We start from the raw sequence: 22943 nt of genomic DNA, 5'->3' as shown, positions 1-22943 counted from the left end.
TATCTCGACATAGCTCAGTGATTAACAGCAACTATGTTGCATTAACCTACAAATTAACGCAACCATGTTGCATTAAAAGCCGCCTGCTTGGAAATATAAATCCCTGCGTAAGGCATAAAAAATTGCGGTGCTAGATACAAATGATATGATATAACATCACCTAGCATTAACAAGCAGTGATGTCATCAGGAGATAACCATGCTTCAACTCAACACGGTAAAGATAATCCTGTTAAGCACGCCTATCACAGGATTGACAGCTATCCAGGGGGCTTACGCTGCTGCAAAGTGTAAGGCCATCACGACCTTCACGGTAATTGCTGATATGGCACAGAACGTGGCGGGGACGCCGCAGAAGCCAGTTCGATTACCCGGCCTGGCGCAGAAATCCATGAATATCAGCCTACAACCAGAGTTATAAAGCGCGCTCAGGGGGGAATGAGAAATACCGCTGAGGAAGTTAATGTTTTATGAAAAAAGCAATCATCTTTCTCCTTTCGTTTTATAGCTGCACGGGATTTGCTGAGTCTCAGCAGGCACGAAGCGACTATTCTACTGAAGAAAGTCAGGCTAAAGTTAACAAAATCCTTCATACCACTTCGTTGTACAGAAATGGCCTCAGCTATAATGAACGCGTCGCTGAGATATCCTCCCGTTTCCTCGGAACGCCTTACCAGGCGCATACATTGATTGGATCATCTTCGATGCAAGAGAGGCTGGTCACAAACCCCAGCACCGTGGATTGTTTTACTTTTCTTGATTATGTTCGCTCCATGGCGCACGCCAGTAGCTGGCAAGCTTATGTATCTGAACTTGTTAAGACCCGTTATACAAACGGAATGATTGATTTTACTGGCAGAAAACATTTTTTCACGGACTGGGCGGTCACATCTCCGAGAAATGCACAAGATGTTACTCAGGACATCAGCCCGTATACTATTACGGTCAACAAACAGCTAAACCAAAAGAATAAAAAACAAGAATATGTTAAGGGTCTCGGCATTATCTCACGACGGATAAGTTACATACCGGCTTCTGCAATAGATAAAGAGGTAATAAATAAACTGCAAACAGGTGATTATGTGGGTATTTATTCAACAAAAAGAGGCCTGGATGTTTCACATGTTGGGATCATTATCAAAGACCACAATAACATCTGGTTCAGAAATGCATCGTCATTAGCGAAAAACAGAAAGGTAGTTGACTCACCTTTTATTAGATACATGGCTACAAAACCGGGTATTGTAGTTTTACGAGACAGAACAGATCAATACCCCTGAAAAGTAGAATAGTGTGTCAGGCAATAGCGCCTTTCCCCACTCCCTCAAAGGCATGGACTTCTATTTTCGCTGCGGGTAAACCGTGCTCAATTGACTGCCTGATAAATAAAGCCAGTGACTCAACCGTGGTATCACACGGCAGAATATCTACTACCTCAGAACAAAGCATGATTTCAAAGTATCCCTGAGAACTCCGCCAGGAAGAACATGTCAGCCCCTTATGCCAGTATGCAACGGCACGCGGTGAAAGTGTTGTCACTGTAACGACATCTTCCCGGCTTAATAGATAAGCGTTATTCCATCGCGTTGCCCACTTCTGTTCCCACATATGGCTTCGCTCACCATCCACAAAAATTCTGATCGCAGAGCGATGCCCATGCGCTATTCTCTGGCAATTTCCGCGGTGTTTTTTCAGTCCATGCGAGTAGTGATAACTGTCCCCATTAATACTTTCCGGCCGTAACGTTATCGTTATGTCTTTTACTCCTTGCGGCAAACACGCCAGTAAATGTTTTTCTATTTGGGATTCAAGGCAACGGGAATTAATATTATCTGTTTGGACCAGCCAGAAACTCTCCTGCGGCCCGGAAATAAAACACTGGGTCTCCCCATTCTTACGCAGCATGGCGACTTCCGTCGTAGTGCCTGCATGACTAACAATAATATGACTATTTTGTTCCGGCACAATCAGGACATGATCGGCCAGTTTATCAATTTCATGTTTGATACTTTTTTTAGCATGTGAGAAATCCATTACCATTGACTCAGCATTCAGATCTCCCTCAAGAATAATATCAACAATAAGGCTATCGCCAATCAACCCGGATTCCGCATCAAGGAAACTAAAATCCATGACCGTCAGATCATTAATAAAAAGTTTCACCGCTACCTCTTTAATAAAACAGAAAAGCCTCTTCCGCAAAAGGAAAGAAGAGGCAAGTATCATTTTGCTACATTAATAACAAATCGTTAATAATACGGTGTTACGTTAACGGCACTAGCCGAGCCATACTCAGAATTCATTGCGTAACTTCTGATAACCTTCGACCAGTTTAACGTTGGTACTGGCCACTTCTTCTGAAAATTGTAAAGAAGCGGGGTCTACCCTCGAATAACTTTTAAGATCGGAATCAGGCCCCACGCGTTCCGTTGATGGAATATAGGTATTCTCAGGCAAGGTAACGCCATCCACAACTGCATTATAGCGAATAACACAACCAGTCTGAATATGACAGTTAAACAACACGCTGTTGAATCCAATAAATACCCGCTCGTCAACCTGACAGGGGCCATGCACTATTGCACGGTGGGCAATAGACGTTCCGCTTCCTATTGTCACTGGCGCGCCGCTTTTTGAGTGAATAACCACCCCGTCCTGAATATTAGAGTGGGAATGGATAATGATAGGATCCATATCCCCGTCTGCATTTAGCTCGTCAGCCCGGATAACCGCATAAGGTCCGACGTAAACATAATCATGAATAATGACACGTCCACAAATTACCGCGGTGGGATCGATATAGGCCTTTGTTGACACCACTGGGGTATGACCTGATGGGTTTTTACGTAACATTTTTACTTCCTTTCCAGTGAATACGGGCAACGGCATTATGAGGATGCAGGCTTTCCTGATGCTCAACCCTGATATCAAATGCTTCACAAAAGGGTGCACAACGAAAAACGTTATTGAGCCGACGGGCAGCATCTTCGCAAAACATCAGATTCTGACCGTTAGCCACCGCAAAAGCCTGTTCGTCGCTCCGCTTGACAACCGTTTGCACGGCTGTCCCGAGAGCAACTTCAGCATAATCAATCAGTTCAATCACAGGCAGTGATTTTGCTTCAGGATTAAGACGGATACTCACCCATGCCCAGCTTCGCTGGCTGTGCGGGGTTGCCGGCATTCCTTTCTCAACAAGCCAGTCGGCTATTTCTGCTGCCGGGAGCCTGTCGATCCTGTTACCAAAGTCTTTGCTAAACTGCAAACCCGCGACGTGGCGGCTAAGTGCAGCGGAAGCCGGGCAGGTGGACGAATAAGGGATACCCACTTTGAGGGTAACCGTAAAAGATTGCCTGAGTTCGGCGCTCAGAGTCAGAGGATAAGCTTTCCAGCCGGAGTGATTAGAATTTAACGACTTACGCGACAGTAACAAATCCCCTGAAATCTCAATACTGGCTTCATCACTACGTCCCTGATGAGATACCAGAAATGCTTTCAACACATGTTGCAATAATGCCGGTGTGATTTCCCCTTGTGTCAGTTCGTCCAGAAGAAGATAAAGGCGAGACATATGGATCCCCTTTTCAGCTTCAGGTGAACTGAGAAGGTTTATGCCAGCATTGACCTTTGCTGATACCGGCCTGCCTGCGATGTCTATCGGCAGGTCAATTTGTTCCATGCCAACCCAGGATAATGACTCGCCCTCACCGTCACCCTTAGTGGACTGAATATCCGGTAGCATTCCGGGGCATAAGGTTTGTTTGGCTGCAATACTCATATATACCTGCCTGATCTGATATTTACTCTCATCCCTACCCTGCCCCCTGCCTGAGCCACCGCTTTATTTCTTTCGGTACTGAATCTCAACTTTTTCCTCCTTTGTTTTGGCTTCAATACTTAATTCTGCGGTGGGCCTGAGTAGCAGGCGTTGCAGACCGATAGGTTCGCCTGTATCCCGGCAGAAGCCATATTCTCCTTTTTCAAGCCGCATAAGCGCTGCATCATATTTCGGCAACAGGCGGCTTTCTCTGTCTATCTGTCTGAACAGCAGACGTAACTGCTCTTCACGAATGGCGATGTCACCTTCGTCACCCGTTTCTGGATTATCCTGCAGTTGTTGCTTCATCTGGTCTATATGATCAAGCACCTCCTGCCTTTCGTGGCGGATAAGCCGCCGGAAGTAGTCCTGTTGCACAGGATTCATGTAATCTTCTGGCAGCATCGCCAGGATTTTTTCTCGTTCAGCGCGGGTAGGTTTAGTCATGTCCTGTACCGATAAAATTGCGTAATGAAACGTTATAACATAACATTAACTGCCGCTGCAAAATAACCTGTTAAGCCAGCCGGGCCACTTTCGTGGGCCAGGGATCGTGGAAAATCCCCCCCTGCTGCCACCAGAGAATTTCCTCTTCAGTGAGTAAACACTGGCGCAATGCGAGGGCAAAATCGTCAATTTCGCCGCTCTCGCCAATAACAGTCAGGCGGCAGCGCCGGTCACCAAATCTGCCAGGCATTTTTGCCAGTTGCTGACGGATAGCTGCGCGTTCTTCCTTTGTCAATGAATTATCAGTGTGAGTCAGGACCCCGGCTTTCCAGTAGCTTATGAATTCGAGATTGATGCTCCCTGCTGCCTGGTTCCACAATAATGCCAGGTCATCCCTTCCCGGTAGCCAGAAAAACCCCTTGCTGCGGTAAACGCCTGCGCCCATGAAGCGATGGCAGGTATCCCACAGCCGCTGCGGATGAAATGGACGGTCATCCTCAATGACCCTCCACGAAATATCGTATTTTTTATCGGTTTCATCCGGCAAAACTGCGTCAATGGCATCCTGAAGCTCATCGATAAGTAACGCCACCCGATGAAAATCGTAATCCGGCATGGAAAGCAATTCATCCAGCTGTAAATTTCCCCAGGGCACGGCCATAATTGCAACCTGGGGATTAAGGGGATGTATGGCTCTGGCTACCTCAGTAACCACATAGAAGGGTAACCGGTCGTTTTTGGTTAATAAGAGCTTATTACAGAACATAATCTGTTCTGCCAGCAGGCTTTCCACTCCCCGGGTTCCTTTATTGAGGTGCTCCTGGAAAACCGGAATAAGCTTCTTTCCACCGTCGTAGTCATCATTAAGCATGACCGTATCAACAAGAGACAAAAATGCTTTGAGACTTACCTGGGTATGTTCTCGCAGATAGCGGACCAGGGGAAGAGGATGGCTGCTGCCTGAGGTTTCCAGTAAAATAAAATCCGCAGACCGTTTTTCGAGCAGGTTTTTCAGCGCGGAATCCAGCTTCTGGATCCCGCTTCTGCTGCTGATACTGTCTGCTGAAATACTCACAAAATTGTTACTGGCTGCATCAACGATTTCTGTGTTGGCTATCAGGACGCCATCCACATCAAGTTCACTCATGTCATTAACGATGACGGATACAGTCATTCGCCGTTTGTGTGCCTGTGTAAGAAGGTTTTTTAGCAGAGTCGTTTTCCCTGCCCCCAGAAAACCATTAAGGATAATGAGCGGTGTTCTTTTCATAGCATCCAGCCTTATGCCGCTAAACGTTAATGCAATCAAGTTGCAATAATACCGGCTTCCTGCCAAAATTCAAATGACATGACTCGGAGGGGGAAATATGACAACACCAGTAGCCAAAACGTATGACTGGAAGCAAACGTTGCGCACACATGGTTTGCGGGCAACGCCATCCACCCTTGCTACACTGCAGTGCCTTGAACATGCCAGCCAGGCCATGAGCCATGACGATTTAACTCAGCAACTGGGCGAGCAGGCTCCCGATCGTGTGACCCTTTACCGAATACTGGAGCGGCTAATGCAGGTCAGTATTGTCCAGCGTTATACCGACTCGGCAAGAACTCAGCGTTTCGCTCTGACCCAACGGGCTGCCGTAGGACTTTTTGAATGCGATAACTGCCATCATGTTATTCCTATTGAGCAGGATCCAGCCCTGGAAGCGGCCATTGAATTGGTAAAATCACATCTCACTGGACATGGTATGACCGAACGGGAAATTACCCTTTCCAGTCATGGTATCTGTCCGGACTGTAATCGTACTATCACCAAATAATTTTTTTCTTATTCCGGACGACTGTTAATTAGCGCCAGGCGTGTTCGTGTGCTGCTATCTAAAAATAATGAGGTAAACGTAATGATTAAACTAACAAACACGCTTGGTATGCAAAAGGAGCTATTAGTTCCGGTTAAAGAGAGCAAAATCGGCATGTATGTATGCGGCGTGACGGTTTATGACCTTTGCCATCTTGGGCACGCCAGAACCTTTGTAGCTTTTGATATGATTGTCCGCTATCTGCGTTTTCGCGGATACGATGTGACTTTCGTGCGTAACATTACTGATATAGATGATAAAATTATTCAGCGCGCCCGTGATACGGGAGAAGACTGGCGCAGCCTGACAGAGCGGATGGTGCATGAAATGCACATTGATTTTGCAAAGTTAGGCATCCTGCCGCCAGACATCGAACCTCGTCCCACAGAGCACATCCCACAAATCATCAGTATGATCGAACGACTTCTGCATCGACAATTTGCTTACATTGCAGAGAATGGTGACGTCATGTTCTCCACTGCATCGGCAAAAGGCTATGGAAAGCTTTCGGGACAGGATATTACCATGCTTCGTGCCGGGACCCGCATCGAAGTGAATGAGTATAAACGCGATCCGCTGGATTTTGTTCTCTGGAAGCGGGCAAAACCCGGCGAGCCCGTCTGGCCATCACCCTGGGGTGAAGGGAGACCTGGCTGGCATATTGAATGTTCCGCAATGAACTGCCATTACCTTGGTACCCATTTCGACATTCATGGCGGTGGTTCTGACCTGATATTTCCCCATCATGAAAATGAGATTGCCCAATCCACCTCCGCCAATGATGGCCCTTACGTAAATTACTGGCTTCACACCGGCATGGTGACGGTGAATAAAGAGAAGATGTCGAAATCGCTGAATAACTTTTTTACCCTGCGCGATATTCTGAATCGGTTCGATGCCCAGAGTGTGCGCTTCTTCCTGCTAAGCGCACATTATCGTAAGCCGCTGAATTATAGCGAGGAGAATATTCACCTCGCGCGCGCCTCTCTAACACGGCTCTACACCGCATGCCAGTTCGCTGACGGGTCTCGATCTGAACAGCACGATGCATGGCGGGCCAGATTCTGTGAGGCAATGGATGATGATTTCAATACACCCCAGGCGCTTGCCATCTTATTTGAACTGACAAGAGAGATTAACAGGCTTTGCGGAACGAATGATGATGAAGCCGCAGCACTTGCCACCACGCTGAAAGACCTGGGGAATGTGCTGGGTTTGCTTGAACAATCAGCGGATGCCTTTTTGAAAAACCGCAGTGATCTTCATCCTGCAGAACTGCAACTTATTGAAAAGTTAATTCACCAGCGCAGTGAGGCACGACGTATGGGCAAATGGGACAAGGCCGATCGTTTAAGAAATGAATTAGCGGAGCAAGGCATTGATCTTGAAGATGTCGGCGAAAATACCTCATGGCGTATCCGATAAGTTGTCCCTCTGGATGTAAAAAATTTCAATATCAATTGTTATGTTATAACGTAATGCAAAGGGTAATTTTATGAACCAACCACGCGAAGTCGTTATTGTCGGTGCGGGTCCGGCCGGGGTGGGTATGGCGGCGCTTCTTCGTCGGAGTGCCATACAGGATATCCTGGTCGTTGACAGTCACGAAGTAGGTGCCTCCTTTATGCGCTGGCCGGAAGAAACCCGTTTTATTACTCCTTCTTTTTTTTCCAATCCGTTTGGACAACCAGACCTGAACTCTGTGACCCCTGACAGTTCATTGGCGCTTTTCTGCGGTGAAGAACATCCTGGGGGGAAAACTTATGCCAGTTACCTTAAGGTCGTACTGGATGAGTATCAGATACCCGTCATGGCTCCCGCCAGGATTGCAAAGGTTGCGTTGCTCAGTTCCGGTAATTTTATACTGACAACAGAAGCAGGAGAGAAGCTGGAAACACGCTCTTTAATATGGGCTACAGGCGAATTCCAGTTCCCAGACTGGCAGATTTTTCCTGGAGCAGATATTTGTTGCCATTACGGTGATGTGACCAGTTGGAAGGATTTCAGGAAAGGTGAATACATTGTTATAGGCGGCTATGAAAGCGCGGTGGATGCCGCTGTAAACCTGCTGGAAAATGGCTCATCGGTAAAAATGTTAACCCGCTCAGCCCCCTGGTCAACTAACCACATCAGCGATCCCAGTCTATCGCTTTCCCCTTATACCCGTGAGCGTTTGAACAGAGTGATGAATCACCGTCTTTTCGAAATTTATGAAGATGCGGATGTCTGTGAAGTAATCAGAATGCCCGGCCCGGGAAGTTCGTACAAAGTCCATACCACAAACGGACGCGCCTGGGCTACTGACGAGGTGCCTGTGCTTGCTACCGGCTTCCAGTGTGGCGGGGGAGCAAGGCAACTGGCTGCTTTTTTTGAATGGAATGATGATGGCTATCCGGTCTTAACGGACGAAGACTGCTCAACCCTTTTTCCTGGTTTGTACCTTGTCGGCCCTCATGTGCGGCATGCCGGTAATATTTATTGCTTTATCTATAAGTTCCGTCAGCGCTTTCCCGTCGTGGCAGAAAGTATCACGCGTCATCTGGGCCTGTCCTCTGAAGGAGTACGGGACTGGTGGGTTCTGCCTTCAGAGCCTGACTGCTGTGCCGATGAGGACTGTGCGTGCTGAGGTCCGTGTTTATGCAATCATTTGTTTTAATGGGATTAGAAAGTGCAGGAAAATCTACCCTGTTTAATATCCTGACGGAAAGTGCTGCCAGTGATGAGCGTAATTTCAGGGGATCGACCGTTGTATGTCGGGAAGGTCTCATTAATGATGCAGGGATCTGCCTGGTTGATACGCCAGGCATACGTTTTCAGAGCGACAGTGAAACCACAAAACTCGCCCTTGATGCGCTAAATCAGCATGATGGCATTCTGGTGGTTCTGCGGGCCACGCACGCTCAGCAGGAGTGGCAAACGCTCTGTCACCTCATACCGCCACAGGCAAAACACGTTGTTATACTCCTGACCTTTGCTGATAAGATCAGAAAGGGCCTTCTGGAAGTGACTGAATACCTGACTGAAACATCAGGTGCGCCGGTACTGGCAGTCAATGCCCGGGAAGCTGGCAGCAATGTTCGCCAGGGAATAGTGCAGTTGCTGTTGCAGGATAAACCTGCACCCTCCGCTGTCTCTTTACCCCGTCAAAAGATACCGGTAATTAATCTGCTGGCTGAATCTCCTCAACAAACGATATTTGAACATCGTTGGTGTGGAAAAGTTGCTGCAATAGTATGCCTTTTCCTGCTGTTTGCCGTTCCAGTATGGGGGGCATGGCTTCTGTCAGATTTTATTCAGCCTGTTGCTGATTATGCGATTATTCAGCCGATTAAGAATATAACGACGAGCTGGCCCGACTTTCTGAAGACACTATTTGTCGGCAATTACGGTCTTTTTAGTCTGGGACTTTATTCGTTTGTATGGGCATTTCCTGTGGTGGTACTGATAGGGTTGTCTCTTTCGCTGACTGACGACAGTGGACTTAAGGAAAGAATTACAGCGACGCTGGATCCCTGGTTGAGAAAACTCGGCCTCAGCGGCCAGGACCTTATTCCTGTATTAAGCGGTTTCGGCTGTAATGTCGTGGCGGTTTTTCAGAGCCGTTCGTGTTCGCGATGCACCCGGCAGGCTTGTATAAGTATGATTAGCTTTGGGTCCGCTTGCAGCTATCAGACGGGGGCGACGCTTTCTCTTTTTAATGCCGCCCATCAACCCTGGCTCTTTATCCCCTATCTCAGTCTGCTGTTTATCACAGGCGCAATACATACGCGACTCTGGAACGGGTCGTTGAAGCCTGGCCAAAACCAGCGTCTGACAGAGCTCACCTGGCTACAATGGCCACGCTGGCGAAATGTGACATGGATGCTGAAAAATATTCTCCGTCAGTTCATTACGCAAGCCATGCCGTTATTCCTGATTATCTGCATTGTTGCGGGGATGCTTGATTACGCAGGGATCACTCGCTGGCTGAGTGAAACGACGGCACCTTTACTTCATCTTTTTAAACTGCCGGCAGAACTGATGCCCGGCATCATTTTTTCACTGCTAAGGAAAGATGGTTTGATGGTGCTCAATCAGGATGGCGGCAGCTTAATACAGTCTCTCAGCACATCTCAGTTACTGCTACTTGTCTGGCTCGCCTCTACATTGATGGCCTGCCTTGTCACGGTATTTACCATCGCCCGGGAAATAAACTGGCGGTTTGCAGCAGCAGTGGCTGGAAAACAGGTATTAAGTTCTCTGGTGGTGGCTCTGGTGATATCCCAGTTATTTATTCATGAGGCATAAGTATGATCCCCAAGACTTACCAGCAATGGTACCGGTGCATCACAGAAGAATGTGGAATTCCCATAACGCAGGCATTTATTGCATCCCGTCTGGCAGTCCTTGAGTCCCAGGACCATCAGGAAACCAGACGTTTTGTCTCGTTATATGGGCAACATCATCTGAATAGTGTTATACAGTGGTTCAAAAAAGCTGGGGAAGAATTGTTGTAAATCTGCCCCCTTTCGCTTTTATACGAAGGCACCCGACAAATGCGGGTGCCTTCGATTCATTCTTCGAACCAGGGCTCAACAGGATCGGAATAATGCCGCCACTTTTGAGGTCCTTCTGCCATTTCTGCATCCGTTAACAGGGCGGAATCCAGTCTGTTGCGCAGTTCTGATTCATTCATATCCATTCCAATAAAAACGAGTTCCTGGCGGGCATCACCAATGCCGTCTATCCAGTTAGACATGATGAACTTCAGCGATTCATCATCCTCTGGCCAGCGTTCTTTCGGCACGCTCGCCCACCACATGCCCCCCAGCCCCTGGCGCGCAATGCCACCAGCCTGTGACCATGAACCTGCGAATTCCGGACGGCTGGCCAGCCAGAAGTACCCTTTTGATCTGACGACGCCATCCAGCTCATTATTCATCACCTGCCAGAAACGGATCGGATGAAAAGGCCGGCGGGCGCGATAGACAAAGCTGGTGATCCCGTATTCCTCTGTCTCGGGTGTATGCTCACCGCGCAATTCTTTAAGCCAGCCAGGTGCCTGAGCGGCCTGCTCGAAATCGAACAGTCCGGTGTTTAGTACATTATCTAGGGGAACCTGTCCAAACTGTGAAACAACGATTCTGGCCCGTGGATTAAGCGAACGTAAAACCGCCATCAGTTTTTCTTTTTGCGCTTCACTGATAAGATCGACTTTATTAAGGACCAGCACATCACAGAATTCAATCTGATCGATCAGCAGGTCAACCACGTTCCTTTCATCGCCTTCACCGAGCGATTCTCCGCGTGACTGAATACTGTCTTGCGAACCATAGTCCTTCAGAAAATTGTACGCATCCACCACAGTGACCATAGTGTCAAGGCGGGCCACCGTCGAAAGGCTTTCACCGTCATCGCCCGCAAAGGTAAAAGTTTCAGCAACAGGCAGAGGCTCAGATATACCGGTGGACTCAATGACAAGCTGATCAAAACGCCCTTCATTTGCCAGACGATTAACTTCGAGAAGAAGATCTTCGCGCAATGTGCAGCAAATGCAACCGTTGCTCATTTCTACCAGTTTTTCATCAGTCCGGGAGAGTTCTGCACCACCTTCCCTCACCAGGGCAGCATCAATATTCACCTCAGACATATCATTAACAATGACAGCAACACGACGGCCTTCCCGGTTGTTCAGAATATGGTTAAGCAGGGTTGTTTTCCCTGCTCCCAAAAATCCCGAAAGTACGGTAACCGGCAGGCGTTTATCGCCATGAAAATTTGCACTGACTTCGGACATTACCTTACATCTCCTCAGATATTCGTTGTGTTCGGATTAACCAGGATCGTTGAGCACGGTTAGCTCATCGCCTTTAATGGCGTTGTAAAAACAACTCCGCCGACCTGTGTGGCAGGCTCCACCTTTTTGATCCACAAGCAGTAGTACCGCATCTCCGTCGCAATCCAGACGGATATCATGTACTTGCTGAACGCAGCCGGAGGTCCCACCTTTTCGCCAAAGGCATGATCGGGATCGCGACCAGTAACAGGCTCTGCCAGTCAATAAGGTTTCATCAAGAGCCTGCTGATTCATCCAGGCCAGCATCAACACCTCTCCAGTGTCATATTGCTGTGCAATCGCAGCGATCAATCCATGAGAATCCCAGGGTATTGATGCCAGGATATCTTCAAGTTTAAAAACTGCACCTGCATGGGCTTTTTCCAGTAAGAGAAACATTGGCACCTCACTCATTATGTGTTATGTTATAACATAACAATCAAGTTTGCCAGTTCTTCTTTACTTACATGGCACGATCAAAACATCAGTAGATTTCCATCGTTTCAGGACAAGAAAAGGTTACATCGCTTGAAAATTACAGGAGGCCCGGTGAGTAATAGCCCATATTCTCTAAGTACAAGGGACACTGTATTATCGTCTGCGGATTGTTCCGGGCTGAGAGAGCTGATTGAGAGTAAGAAAATACGAATCACACCGCTCCGGGAGAGTGTTTATAATTTCGTCAGTCATGCTAAAGAAAAAGGCATTAGCGCATACCAGATCCTGGAATTAATGAAGCAATATAATCCGAATGCAAAACCGGCTACGGTTTACCGTTCTCTGGATTATTTGCAACAGGCAGGGATTATCGTAAAAATAGAATGCTGTAGTAAATTTATCAAAAAAAATAATTTATCCTCTGATGTTGTGACTCTTTTTTTGATTTGCTCAAATTGTGGAACAATAATTCAACATACTGACCACCTCATTCATACTTACATTGAGAAAAAAGCAATAGATTATGGTTGTACTGTACAAAAAAAAGATATTGAAGTTAAAGTGATTTGCCCTGATTGTCGAGGAAAGGGTTAAATCACCAATACGAATAATTATTGAAATCGAGCCAGGCGGCAAATCAATTTTAAAATATCTAAAAGCCATCACACTATTGCCTGACTCCATAATAAATATAACCGTCAACAAGGATTGTCGGTTGCTTTCATAATTGGCGTCAACAACCTCAATCATTCACAATGAACAAAAGACGTCAGAGCCTGATTTTTATATTCCACTGTCTTAAATGACCTTAACAGGCCGTACTTCTGGACGAATTACGTGCGAGTAAAATGATAATAAACAACCCTCCAATACCCGCCGTGATAATTCCAATTGGTAGTTCCTGCGGAGCCAGTATCGTCCGGCTGACTATATCACCGCCACACAGTAATATTGCACCCCACACGCCACACAAAGGTAACAACAACAGATGCTTAACGCCTGCAAAATGCCGACACAGATGAGGCACCATTAAGCCAACAAATCCAATCACGCCGGTTAATGCCACCATCAACGATGTTGCCAGTGCGCAACAAAGAAAAATCTCGATGCGCAGACGACTCACGTTAATCCCCAGCGACAACGCTGTCTGTTCTCCTGCCAGCACACCATCCAGAGAGCGCCACCGCACCAGGACAAAAGCAATCAGCAACACCAGGCTGAACACTGCAAAAGGCAAATTATTCCAGGTGGCTAATCCCAGACCGCCCAGTGACCAGAACAGTACAGAGCTGGCAGCTCGCTGATCGCCCGAAAAAATGAAATAACTGGTCAGCGCCCCGAACAAAAAAGAGATGGCAAGACCGCAGAGAATTAGATGCTCAGCTCCGCGTTGCTTTTTAAAATGAAACAACAGCATTACTGCTATGGCGGAACACCCACCACCAACAAACGCCGATACGGGGAGCGTTAATACACCGAGTTGATCACCAAAACGAGTGATCACCAGCACCGCTCCCGCTGACGCGCCGGAGGATAGCCCGAACAAAAAAGGATCGGCCAGATCGTTACGGGTGGTAGTTTGTAACAACGCCCCCACTATTGCCAGTCCCGCTCCTGTCAGCACAGAAAGCAACATCCTCGGTACGCGTAAATCCGTCACAATTCTGCTGACCATGGCAGATACCGGCTCATCCACCAGCTTCAGTGCTCCCAGCACCTGCATTAGCGACAGTGAGACTGTCCCTCTGGTTATGCTGAATAACATCAACCCAATCAGCACTACCATCGCTCCCCACACCGCCCAGTGATAGACGGTTACTTTACGAAGCCGCATGGTCTTATCGTACCCCGGCGAAAGTTGGAGCATGGTTAATGTATTACCGACCTGATTCCGTTACTCAGCGCTCGAAAGATATTGCATGGAAAGCCCAGCAGCGGCTGTGTTTCAGGTATCGAAGTTTGATAGCCAAGGGGAAAAAATCGCAAATTGCCATTACTGCAGTGGCACGTGAGCTGACCGGGTTTATGTGGGATATTGCATTCTCTGCACAACTCTCACCAACTCAGTCATCACAGAGTTAAACCCTGAAACCAGCCGGGCACGGATTGAGTGATCCTCGTCAAAAAGTTTCCTTACAATTATCATGTGCAACAAGTGCAATATTTTTTTGTGTCTGTAATTTACGAGTTGTTAATTGCATTTTTCTATATCCCTTTAATAACATAGACTTGTCAATAATAAAGATAGACAATCAGACTAATCTACAACATCCATTCACCATCCCTGGCGCATGAAATGGGACAATTAGAACTGATAGACTAAATCTAGTGCCAGAACATCATCTGTATTGATGCCACTGCGAGTGGTGAAGTCATTGTCATTGAGGAAATTAAATTTATACATTACGGCGGTAGACATGTTTTTATTGAAATAATAATTAGCGCCAACGGCAAGGTACTTTAACAAATTGATGGTTCAACAGTTACCGCTAAGGTCATCGCCAAACGAGACAGGAACAATATCTGATGAAGCCATTTTTCTTACAGAATGCATTGCATGTGCCCGAACGCAGTTGTAATAGAACTCAACTGATTGTTTACTGTCGACGCTGGAAAAAATGATTTCTTGTGTCGCTTTACCAATATAAAGGGTCCACTGTAGTCAATCTCATAACGTAACCCGTCGACAACGTCAGATAATTATGGCTGCCAAATTCGGTCTGGTGCATAAAACATTTTTATCCTGGAGCCATTCTCCCTGATGTTTCTGTATACCCAGTCACAGTCTTCCAAACCGGACAGGCAACCGTGAGACAATGACCAGGAACATAGTAAGCATATAAAATTTATATTTCACCAGAAGAGTATATTCCGCAGTAAAATCTGAACAACACAACCCTGTCTTTTAATGTGTTATATACTCATTTGCTGTTCGTATCTGACTCCTGAATTTAAATCTTCAAATTATCTCTGATGAAATTTATCATTCCTGATACTTTAAAAACCTGTAGCGATATTTATTCTTCACATTTTTTACGAAAAACATATCCTTTGAAACGGAAACCATCATGCTCATATACACGGCTATCGGGACATGAAAATAGTGCATAATCCCACTGTCCATGAACGTTATGGCAAGAACGCCTTCTTCACTGATATAGTCGACAGCCTTGATACGGTTTCTGTCAGGTACGCCAGTTTCCGGTGTAAACATGGCTTACTCCGTCAGTTGTCCGCCGTCTGGATGAAATAAATATGTTCAGCCTGCTCCCTGGTCTTATCGGAGGTCCCGGTCATCATCTCTGCAATGGCAAAAGCGAATTCAAAGGACACTCCCAGCCCTTTTCCTGTGATAAGATTACCGTCAATCACAACATTCTCTCCGGTATATATTCCGTCAGTACAGCTTTCCCACAAGCTACCGGAGCAGGTATATTTTCGACCTTTCAGAAGATTATTCGTACCCAGTACCCGTACCGGTGCAGAACATAATGCACATATCCATCGTCCGAATACGTCATGTTGCCGGATAAAACGGAGCACGTGCGAGTTTCCTGATAACGATACCGTGGAGTCAGGTCCGCCTGGTATAATAACAGCATCATAAACCAACTCCATAATCTCTTCAATACGTTTATCCGCATTTACCGACAGAGAAAAATACGCGCTGGTCGTTATCGATCCGGTACAGGATATGATATCCACATCGATACCCAACCTTCGCAAAATATCATAAACAATGACAACTTCGGCTTCTTCAAAACCAGTGTCAATCAGTAAAGCGGCTTTCATGCATCCTCCGCAGCAGGCGCTACTGCTGTATGATAAACTTCAGATACTTATTTATTTGTGGGCAATACCTGGAGATACAGCCCACAAGATTATTTGTAATAGATTACATCAAAAATAGTAGCGGATCCCGACGCGGAACCGATACTGCTCTTTATCATATTGAACCGAACGATCTAACCATGAAGCCTCAACATAAGGCTTCCAGTGTTGGTTATACGTATAGACTAATTTATTATTGAGTTCCCAGCTATGGTCTTTCCCGTTTGCTCTGTGATAGTCATTAATATTCATATAATAATCAGGCTCAAACGTATAGGCCCAGGTGTCATTGATTTTATAGTTCCAGTACATGACAAGCTGGTGCGTACTGTCTTTGTCATTATTGCCATTGAGGTCTGGCGTTTCATAGTTTTTATGGTTGTAACGGTAGCGGAATGTGACATTAAAATCCGGTGTAAATTTGTAATTCATATCAACATAAGGTGATACCGTGGAGCCATCAGTATTGTCAGTGATAATCAGCGCCGGAGAAACAGTAAATTCCTGTGTGGGTTTAAAAAACGGATACCACCCTTCGATTTCATTATAACTGTGCTTTAGCTCATCATACTTGTTTGTATTATACGCATTAGTCAGCATAATCCCGGCACCATTGGCAAAGTTATATGCGCCGCGTAAGACAAACTCATGTTTTTTAGATGCAGTATTATAGGCCTCCCTGACTTCAATCCAGGGCCCTGCAGAAAAAGAATGAACAGAATAAAGGGCACTCAGAGATAAAATCACTGCTTTTATGGCTTTCATATTTATACCTTCTAGATTCACGTTTAGCAGAAAAGGAACTGTATGGCTATATATTTATATGTAACCAGCACAGTTTCAAATTTCAGACACAACATTATTTTTATATCAGCGTATTATGTATCACTCCTCCAGTTGTACTGTAAATTGTACTGTAAAAAGACATAACACATTTTCAATCATCCCCCCTCCATTACTTTCCGGAAAAGAAACACCGCCCGGAACAGTGAATTTCCTTGTAAAGGATATGCGTACATCCTCATTATACATGGGTATTTATTGTCAGAATCAGCCCTCTATTTATTTCTGCATTCCCGCACACCTCATGTATTCATATGCTCCCGGATGCGGTTTAACATTCCAGATTAACACAGGGGTATAATTTTCATTTATCCAGAAAATGGAGCATCCTTGCTCCGGGATTTCTGCATGGTTCGTCAACGAAATATCTCATGTACCATGCTGGTCCCATCATCTTGTGTTACCAGTATGTTTTCCATGACTGGGTCATACGTATCAGAGCCTCGACATAGAAATAATCCCCCCAGCTTGCACATTCATCCACCCCTTTATTACTGGCAAGGTGATAGACTGAATGTTTAAGCAGCCCGTTACAGGGTTCATTTTTATCGGCCAGATAGCTCCGGGTCAGAGAAGACATAATCTTTCTGGATGCATTCAGATAATGGTTCCGTTCCGGGTCGGTCACCGGTAAATGTTTACACAGCTCCAGCAGTCCGCAGACCGCAATGGCTGCTGACGACGAGTCGCGAAGGGCGTCAGTACCCACCAGGGCAAGGTCCCAGTGACAGACATAGTCTTCCGGCAGGCGATTAAGAAAATAATTTGCCAGTCGTTTCGCCAGCTCAAGCAATTCTCTGTCGCCGGTATAGAGATAACTGAGTGTGAAACCGTAAATACCCCACGCCTGTCCCCGCGACCAGCAGGAATCATCCGCATAACCCTGCTGGGTATTACCATACCGGGGTTTTCCGGTCACGATATCCATATAGTAGGTGTGGAATGTCGATGCATCCTCACGAATAAGATAACGTGCAGCCTGGCAGACATGCTCGTACGCGGCCTGCGCAAACCGCAGATCACCAGTCTGCTCACTGGCCCAGTACAACAGCGGGAGGTTCATATTACAGTCAATAATCATCCTGCCTGCCTGTTCAGGATCAGAGAGGTCTCCCCAGGCCTGAATAATACGGGCTTTCTCATGGAAGCGCTCCAGCAGGGCCTCTGCGGCCATCAGTGAAAAACTGCGGGCATCCCTGTTCCCTGTCAGCCGCCAGGCCGCCACACATGAGAGTGTGTAGAGAAAGCCGAGGTCATGGGTATTGGTGTCGTGGCGACCGGCAATACGCAGCCCGAAGGACCGGACATTTTTTTCAGCCATTGAGCGGTATTTCTCATCCCCGCTCATCTCCCAGGCAAGCCATAACTGGCCGGTCCAGAAACTCGTTGTCCATTCCACGTTATCTGTCAGCGGATAATAGCCACCAACGCAGGTCTCTGCGGGAAAGCGCTCACCGAAATCCGTTAAATTACGGCTGATCAGCTCAAGAACCCGCAGACGTGCCTGAGTTAACTCATCATAAAACTGACGGTCTTCCGGCGATTCATCCGTCATGTCACGTAACGGCTCTTTCACGATATTATTTAACATATTTCGATTCCTTAACGGCCAGGTTGCATTTTACCTGTTTATTGATGGATTTTTTCGGGTGTATTCGGGTTGCTGACGCTGGCCGGACGGTCTCTGTTGTTCCGGCAGGCAGAGAGTGTCAGGGACGAAATCAGCGTGAATGCGAGTGCAATGCATCCCATGATGATGTAAGTCTTTTCAAAGCCGATTTTGTCATAGAGCTGACCGGCAGGTGCCGATACTACAACGTTCCCCACATACAGCATGGCCTGATAGCCCAGCAGGTACATGGTTGCATTCACACGTTTGTCAAAATGCTCGGCAATGTATTTGAAAATGGACACCAGCAACAGGCAGATTTCCAGCCCGTAAAGAGGCTTGAGTACGGAAATCAACAGATGCGAATCGCACATACCTGAGATAATTAGACGGGCACCCACCACCAGGCCGACAATCAGCAGACCCTTTTTAGCCCCGACATAATTCACAAAGGCCGGAATAATCATATACATGATAAATTCCATACCTGACTGCACGGTGCCCAGGTATCCAAATACCGCATTCCCCTGATGCACATCGTCAAAGAAGGTCACAAAATAGCGAGAGAATTGTTGTTCTGCGATGAACATCATCCAGGCCACACCGGCGATATACATGCAGAACGCCCAGAATTTACCGCTTTTCAGCAACGCGTACACATCAGCCGGAACAATTTTTTCCTTCGAAAGCACCTCACTGGCATGCGTGGTATGTGTGTTGACCTTCAGACTGAACAGAACAAACAGCATGATGACCGAGGTGACACTGCCTAGGATAAAGTTGTAAGCCGGAGAAAGATTAAACAGAATACCGGAAAAAGAGGAGGCCACAGCCCAGCCCAGTGATCCCCACATCCTTATCTGTCCAAATTCCATCCCGTTAAGGCGGCTGTAGCGGTCCGTATAGGATTCACAGGCAGCCACACCGGCATACCAGGCAAAGCTCAGGTACACTGCGCCGACAATAATTCCCAGCATGGTACTGGAAATAAGCAGGGGCTGGTAAACATAAATAAAGAACGGTGCCATCAGGGCTGACATGGCAACCACAAAATAAAGCAGGTATTTATTCATTCCCAGCTTATCGAGAATATACCCGTAGATGGGCTTCAGGATAACGGAAAAAACACCATTTACGGCAAAGACAGTACCGATGACAGTACCGCTGAGGTTTGTTTTTTGCCCCAGCCAGATAGCCAGCAAACCAATACTTGCAGACCAGGTAAAGAAATACATGAAAATAAAGGAGCTGATTTTATAATATTCAGACCGGTTTGCTGATGTTATATTTTTCATAAACGCCTCGTTAAAATGCAGCCATTCATTGCGGGGTCAGAGACTGACAGAGATATTTTTTTCTGTACCGGCATGCCGGATACACAGGGTATTATCACGAATACTCAGTTGAGGTCTGGTAGTGTATTTTCTGTTTACCTCACCTTCAGCAGCAACAGCGCTGACAAGCCAGCTGACTCCCTGCGGAACCAGCCCGGACAAGGTGGGAATTGCTGCACATTCAGCAAACATAATGCTGCTGTTGGGCGGGGTGATAACATAACCCGATACCCGGCGGATATAAGGCGATAAGTCACGGATAACGCTGGTACCGTTTCCTGCGCAAAGCCGACTTTCCCGGTCATCATCAGGTGTGAATATGTCAGTACCGTTCATCACAGCGAAACCGCCTTCCACCGATTTCAGGTTTCGTGCGCTGTCAACACGGTGAATACGGACGTGCCATTCCCCGCAGGGGATAAGCCAGGTGTCTGTATGGACATCGTGCCATGGTGACCACCGGGACCAGATATAGTCATCATGAACAGAAACGAGCTCACAGTCCCTCCTTCCACGCCAGTAATCATCGTTTTCACTCAGAAGCAGCATGGAATCGCAGGCGGCATGTTTAATGCCGTAACGTCCCCGTTCAATGGTAAATCCGAAAAGACTGGAATAAGCAAATTTAGTGTATTTGGCTTCGGTATTGACGTAATTGTTCAGTTCCAGTTGTCCGGATGTCAGCATATAAACGTGTTCGCTGTCTGCCGGGTGCATAATTAACTGCGAAGCCTGTGGAATGGCGTGTTTTTCTTTCATCGCCGGTAGCGACTGTTCAGCAGACAACCAGAATTCATCATCCTCCGGGATGGCCAGGATCAGAAAATTTTTCAGTGACCAGTAGGGTGAACCCGGTGAATTATAATCTTCACAGAATGCCAGGTTGGGGTAGGCATAACCGAGCGTCATAATGCCGTCCCGATCAAGGAAAGGTTTATTCTGCCACCATCGTAAATTGCGCAGAATAATCCCCTTCACCTGTCCAGGGCTGAGAACGTCCAGCCCGGAGAAAGCCACGGCACACCAGAACGCGACGGTGGCAAACCGGTAAGTCAGGCTCCGGCCGAAAGGAATGGAAGAACCATCTGATGCGGACATATAGACAAAGTCATTTGCAAAGAGCCGTGCCCGGTGACGCAACTCTTCAGCCCGTAGCGGATCGTCGTCTTCATTCAGCGTGGCATAAATCAGCCCATAGAAGTGGAATGCCATGGAAATGTAATAATCACGCGGACGGCCATTACCGTCTGAATACCATCCGCCCCCCAGATAATAGGCTTCCATCATTTCGAAACGCTGATTAATGACGTCATTGTCCCAGGGTAAACCAGCCCGTTTAAAGCCCAACTGAACCATAATGGCAAAATAATTCCAGTTACTGTCCGGCATAACGGATGTCGAGATCTGATTCAGCCAGTGATATAAATTCGACAATTCTTTTTCAGAGAATTGCTCCGTCAGTCTGTCCTGTAACAGCGCCAGTCCCAGACCATAGACCGCCATTTCAACAAGACGCTGGTCGTACGGACCGGCGTCTCCCCAGTATGCAGGCGACTGCGGATCTGTTCCGGCTTTAATTGCCTCAATATAGTGCTTGCTGAAATGCTCTGCCTCTCCGGAAGCCATAAGGGGGAATACTCCCCACAGAGCCCGTGAAAATCCTTCCATGCGGGCGATTTCCGGTCCGTAATGCGCACAAGTATCTCCGAGCGAAAACCCGGCATTGTCCGGAGAAAAATGGTTATTCAGCGGCTCCAGAAGTGTGGAAAGGAACTGAATGACATCCTGCCTGGAGGACAAGGGATTTGATTTGATTTTCCCGCAACTCATGATGTTACCTCTGGTGTATCGTCTCTTTTCCCGCCTGCATCAGTACAGAAATATCCGGTCATAACGCAGAGTCGGTGGATGCACAGAGGATAGGGAGGCCTTATTGCTTAAAATGTTATCAATATCACATATCCGGCACAGTTATGACACGCCGTTATTGAAAATTTAAAAATACGTTTTATTAATGACAGCATCTGCTCAAAAAGTTGAAAATATTGCACCATGCATCCAACACCCATTGCCGACAGGCTTGAACATATCCCTCTCAGGGACAGTATCATTTCTTTCAGCCGGCTGAATGCAAATCCGGTCCGATATCATCACTGGCATCAGTGCCTTGAAGTCATGTATGTGGAGGAAGGATATGGGGTCGTTATTGCCAATAACCGGCATTACACTTTGCGTCCGGGAAGGCTTTTCATATTCCCTCCTTTTACTCTGCATAAAATTATGGTGGAGGAAAGCACAGCCAATGCATATCGTCGGACAATCATTCATGTTGACCAGAGTGCGGTGTTTCATGCCTTCGATGCCTTTCCACATCATCAGCAGAAATTCAGTCAGTTATCCGCACGAGGAAGTGAGGCGTTTGTTGCCGACCTTACCGATTTGCACATCTGGCTTAATACACTGTTCACACATTACAGTATGCTGGCAGAAGAGCATGAACTGGACAGAGAAAATGTTGCTACTTTACTGCTTTCCCTGTTCAGTATGCTTCCATCGCAAGAACGAGATATTCAGGTGGATGAATACAAGCTTTCTGCTCAGGTGATGTTATGGGTGGAGGAAAATTATATGAAAAAAATCAGTCTGGATAATATGTCATTAGATTTGAAAAAGTCAAAAAGTTATATTTCCCGACGATTTCACACTGAAACAGGAGAAAAAATGAATGAATATATCACCACCTATCGGTTAAGAAAGGCCTGTGAATTTCTGCTGCGAAGCAAGCTGAGTATTAATGAGATAGGAAATATGGTCGGCTATTCCGATACGACATACTTTATTACTGCCTTTAAAAAAGGCATCGGGGAATCACCTCTGCAATATCGTAAACATCACCAGAAATGAACAAGGGGTAACCATTATCGCCAGGAACACTTTTTTTATGCAAAAAA

Annotated in this window: 21 protein-coding genes and 3 pseudogenes; 9 read left to right on the top strand and 15 right to left on the bottom strand. The window is 46.7% G+C overall.

What is annotated here, in order from left to right; all coding sequences use genetic code 11:
- Positions 1-198: 198 nt before the first annotated feature.
- Positions 199-434, top strand: a pseudogene (locus ABGB15_RS05820) (metal ABC transporter solute-binding protein, Zn/Mn family); the annotation flags it as partial.
- Positions 435-469: 35 nt separating this feature from the next.
- The gene (locus tag ABGB15_RS05815; RefSeq protein ID WP_369064133.1) at positions 470-1279 is read left to right on the top strand and encodes a DUF1460 domain-containing protein; all 810 of its coding nucleotides are present in this window, start codon (positions 470-472) and stop codon (positions 1277-1279) included.
- A gap of 16 nt (positions 1280-1295) precedes the next feature.
- Here the strand turns inward: ABGB15_RS05815 and ABGB15_RS05810 are convergent, their stop codons facing one another.
- The 5 genes from ABGB15_RS05810 to ABGB15_RS05790 all read right to left on the bottom strand — a co-directional run bounded on the left by ABGB15_RS05810 (position 1296) and on the right by ABGB15_RS05790 (position 5533).
- A complete protein-coding gene (locus tag ABGB15_RS05810) occupies positions 1296-2162 on the bottom strand; it encodes an isocitrate dehydrogenase (protein ID WP_151393778.1) in 867 nt (288 codons plus the stop codon).
- Between the two features lie 129 nt (positions 2163-2291).
- Positions 2292-2852, bottom strand: a complete 561-nt coding sequence (locus ABGB15_RS05805; RefSeq protein ID WP_000944851.1) for a carbonate dehydratase — start codon at positions 2850-2852, stop codon at positions 2292-2294.
- Positions 2842-3777, bottom strand: a complete 936-nt coding sequence (gene folE2 / locus ABGB15_RS05800) for a GTP cyclohydrolase FolE2 (RefSeq protein ID WP_000020322.1) — start codon at positions 3775-3777, stop codon at positions 2842-2844. The genes ABGB15_RS05805 and folE2 overlap by 11 nt, the downstream gene beginning before the upstream one ends.
- A 63-nt stretch (positions 3778-3840) precedes the next feature.
- The gene (gene dksA / locus ABGB15_RS05795; protein ID WP_000165782.1) at positions 3841-4263 is read right to left on the bottom strand and encodes an RNA polymerase-binding protein DksA; all 423 of its coding nucleotides are present in this window, start codon (positions 4261-4263) and stop codon (positions 3841-3843) included.
- 70 nt (positions 4264-4333) lie between these two features.
- On the bottom strand, positions 4334-5533 hold the full coding sequence (locus tag ABGB15_RS05790) for a GTP-binding protein (protein ID WP_000831732.1): 1200 nt from the start codon (positions 5531-5533) through the stop codon (positions 4334-4336).
- Positions 5534-5630: 97 nt separating this feature from the next.
- Here ABGB15_RS05790 and ABGB15_RS05785 point away from each other — a divergent pair, with 97 nt between their 5' ends.
- The 4 genes from ABGB15_RS05785 to ABGB15_RS05770 all read left to right on the top strand — a co-directional run bounded on the left by ABGB15_RS05785 (position 5631) and on the right by ABGB15_RS05770 (position 10409).
- Positions 5631-6083 (top strand): Fur family transcriptional regulator, encoded by a 453-nt coding sequence (locus ABGB15_RS05785; protein ID WP_000211298.1) that lies wholly within the window; start codon positions 5631-5633, stop codon positions 6081-6083.
- An 81-nt stretch (positions 6084-6164) separates the two neighbouring features.
- Positions 6165-7547 (top strand): cysteine--tRNA ligase, encoded by a 1383-nt coding sequence (gene cysS / locus ABGB15_RS05780; RefSeq protein WP_039109384.1) that lies wholly within the window; start codon positions 6165-6167, stop codon positions 7545-7547.
- Between the two features lie 70 nt (positions 7548-7617).
- Positions 7618-8748 carry an NAD(P)/FAD-dependent oxidoreductase gene (locus tag ABGB15_RS05775; protein WP_369064132.1) on the top strand — a complete coding sequence of 377 codons (1131 nt, stop codon included), beginning with the start codon at positions 7618-7620 and terminating at the stop codon, positions 8746-8748.
- A gap of 11 nt (positions 8749-8759) precedes the next feature.
- Positions 8760-10409 (top strand): nucleoside recognition domain-containing protein, encoded by a 1650-nt coding sequence (locus ABGB15_RS05770; RefSeq protein ID WP_369064131.1) that lies wholly within the window; start codon positions 8760-8762, stop codon positions 10407-10409.
- Positions 10410-10674: 265 nt separating this feature from the next.
- Here ABGB15_RS05770 and zigA read toward each other — a convergent pair whose 3' ends face one another.
- The gene (gene zigA, locus ABGB15_RS05765) at positions 10675-11898 is read right to left on the bottom strand and encodes a zinc metallochaperone GTPase ZigA (protein WP_369064130.1); all 1224 of its coding nucleotides are present in this window, start codon (positions 11896-11898) and stop codon (positions 10675-10677) included.
- Between the two features lie 36 nt (positions 11899-11934).
- Positions 11935-12336, bottom strand: coding sequence for a phosphoribosyl-AMP cyclohydrolase (hisI, locus tag ABGB15_RS05760; RefSeq protein ID WP_369064129.1), 402 nt, complete (start codon positions 12334-12336; stop codon positions 11935-11937).
- A gap of 150 nt (positions 12337-12486) precedes the next feature.
- Between hisI and ABGB15_RS05755 the strand changes: the two genes are divergently transcribed.
- Complete coding sequence (locus ABGB15_RS05755) at positions 12487-12969, top strand: Fur family transcriptional regulator (protein ID WP_369064128.1); 483 nt, start codon at positions 12487-12489, stop codon at positions 12967-12969.
- Positions 12970-13183: 214 nt separating this feature from the next.
- Here the strand turns inward: ABGB15_RS05755 and ABGB15_RS05750 are convergent, their stop codons facing one another.
- A complete protein-coding gene (locus tag ABGB15_RS05750) occupies positions 13184-14209 on the bottom strand; it encodes a FecCD family ABC transporter permease (protein ID WP_369064127.1) in 1026 nt (341 codons plus the stop codon).
- Between ABGB15_RS05750 and ABGB15_RS05745 the strand changes: the two are divergent.
- Positions 14185-14457 (top strand): annotated as a pseudogene (locus ABGB15_RS05745) (IS110 family transposase); the annotation flags it as partial. The gene ABGB15_RS05750 and the pseudogene ABGB15_RS05745 sit on opposite strands and share 25 nt — an antisense overlap.
- A gap of 223 nt (positions 14458-14680) precedes the next feature.
- Here the strand turns inward: ABGB15_RS05745 and ABGB15_RS05740 are convergent.
- The 7 genes and pseudogenes from ABGB15_RS05740 to ABGB15_RS05710 all read right to left on the bottom strand — a co-directional run.
- Positions 14681-14845 (bottom strand): annotated as a pseudogene (locus ABGB15_RS05740) (porin); the annotation flags it as partial.
- A gap of 513 nt (positions 14846-15358) precedes the next feature.
- Positions 15359-15589 carry a KTSC domain-containing protein gene (locus ABGB15_RS05735; protein WP_369064126.1) on the bottom strand — a complete coding sequence of 77 codons (231 nt, stop codon included), beginning with the start codon at positions 15587-15589 and terminating at the stop codon, positions 15359-15361.
- An 11-nt stretch (positions 15590-15600) separates the two neighbouring features.
- Positions 15601-16167 carry a DJ-1/PfpI family protein gene (locus ABGB15_RS05730; RefSeq protein ID WP_369064125.1) on the bottom strand — a complete coding sequence of 189 codons (567 nt, stop codon included), beginning with the start codon at positions 16165-16167 and terminating at the stop codon, positions 15601-15603.
- A gap of 108 nt (positions 16168-16275) precedes the next feature.
- Entirely contained in the window at positions 16276-16971 is a 696-nt protein-coding gene (ompL, locus tag ABGB15_RS05725; RefSeq protein WP_214144019.1) for a porin OmpL, read from the bottom strand.
- Between the two features lie 478 nt (positions 16972-17449).
- On the bottom strand, positions 17450-18640 hold the full coding sequence (locus ABGB15_RS05720; RefSeq protein ID WP_369064124.1) for a glycoside hydrolase family 88 protein: 1191 nt from the start codon (positions 18638-18640) through the stop codon (positions 17450-17452).
- Between the two features lie 38 nt (positions 18641-18678).
- Entirely contained in the window at positions 18679-19953 is a 1275-nt protein-coding gene (locus tag ABGB15_RS05715) for an oligosaccharide MFS transporter (RefSeq protein WP_369064123.1), read from the bottom strand.
- Positions 19954-19989: 36 nt separating this feature from the next.
- Entirely contained in the window at positions 19990-21825 is a 1836-nt protein-coding gene (locus tag ABGB15_RS05710; protein ID WP_369064272.1) for a DUF2264 domain-containing protein, read from the bottom strand.
- Positions 21826-22044: 219 nt separating this feature from the next.
- Here ABGB15_RS05710 and ABGB15_RS05705 point away from each other — a divergent pair, with 219 nt between their 5' ends.
- Positions 22045-22896, top strand: coding sequence for a helix-turn-helix domain-containing protein (locus tag ABGB15_RS05705; protein WP_369064122.1), 852 nt, complete (start codon positions 22045-22047; stop codon positions 22894-22896).
- Positions 22897-22943 lie beyond the last annotated feature (47 nt).

Origin of the sequence: Enterobacter sp. MALB-1 (genome assembly GCF_041021625.1) — a bacterium.
GTDB classification, from domain to species: domain Bacteria; phylum Pseudomonadota; class Gammaproteobacteria; order Enterobacterales; family Enterobacteriaceae; genus Enterobacter; species Enterobacter oligotrophicus.
The sequence above is the reverse complement of the archived record's forward strand: the minus strand, read 5'-3'. Positions and strand labels throughout refer to the sequence as shown.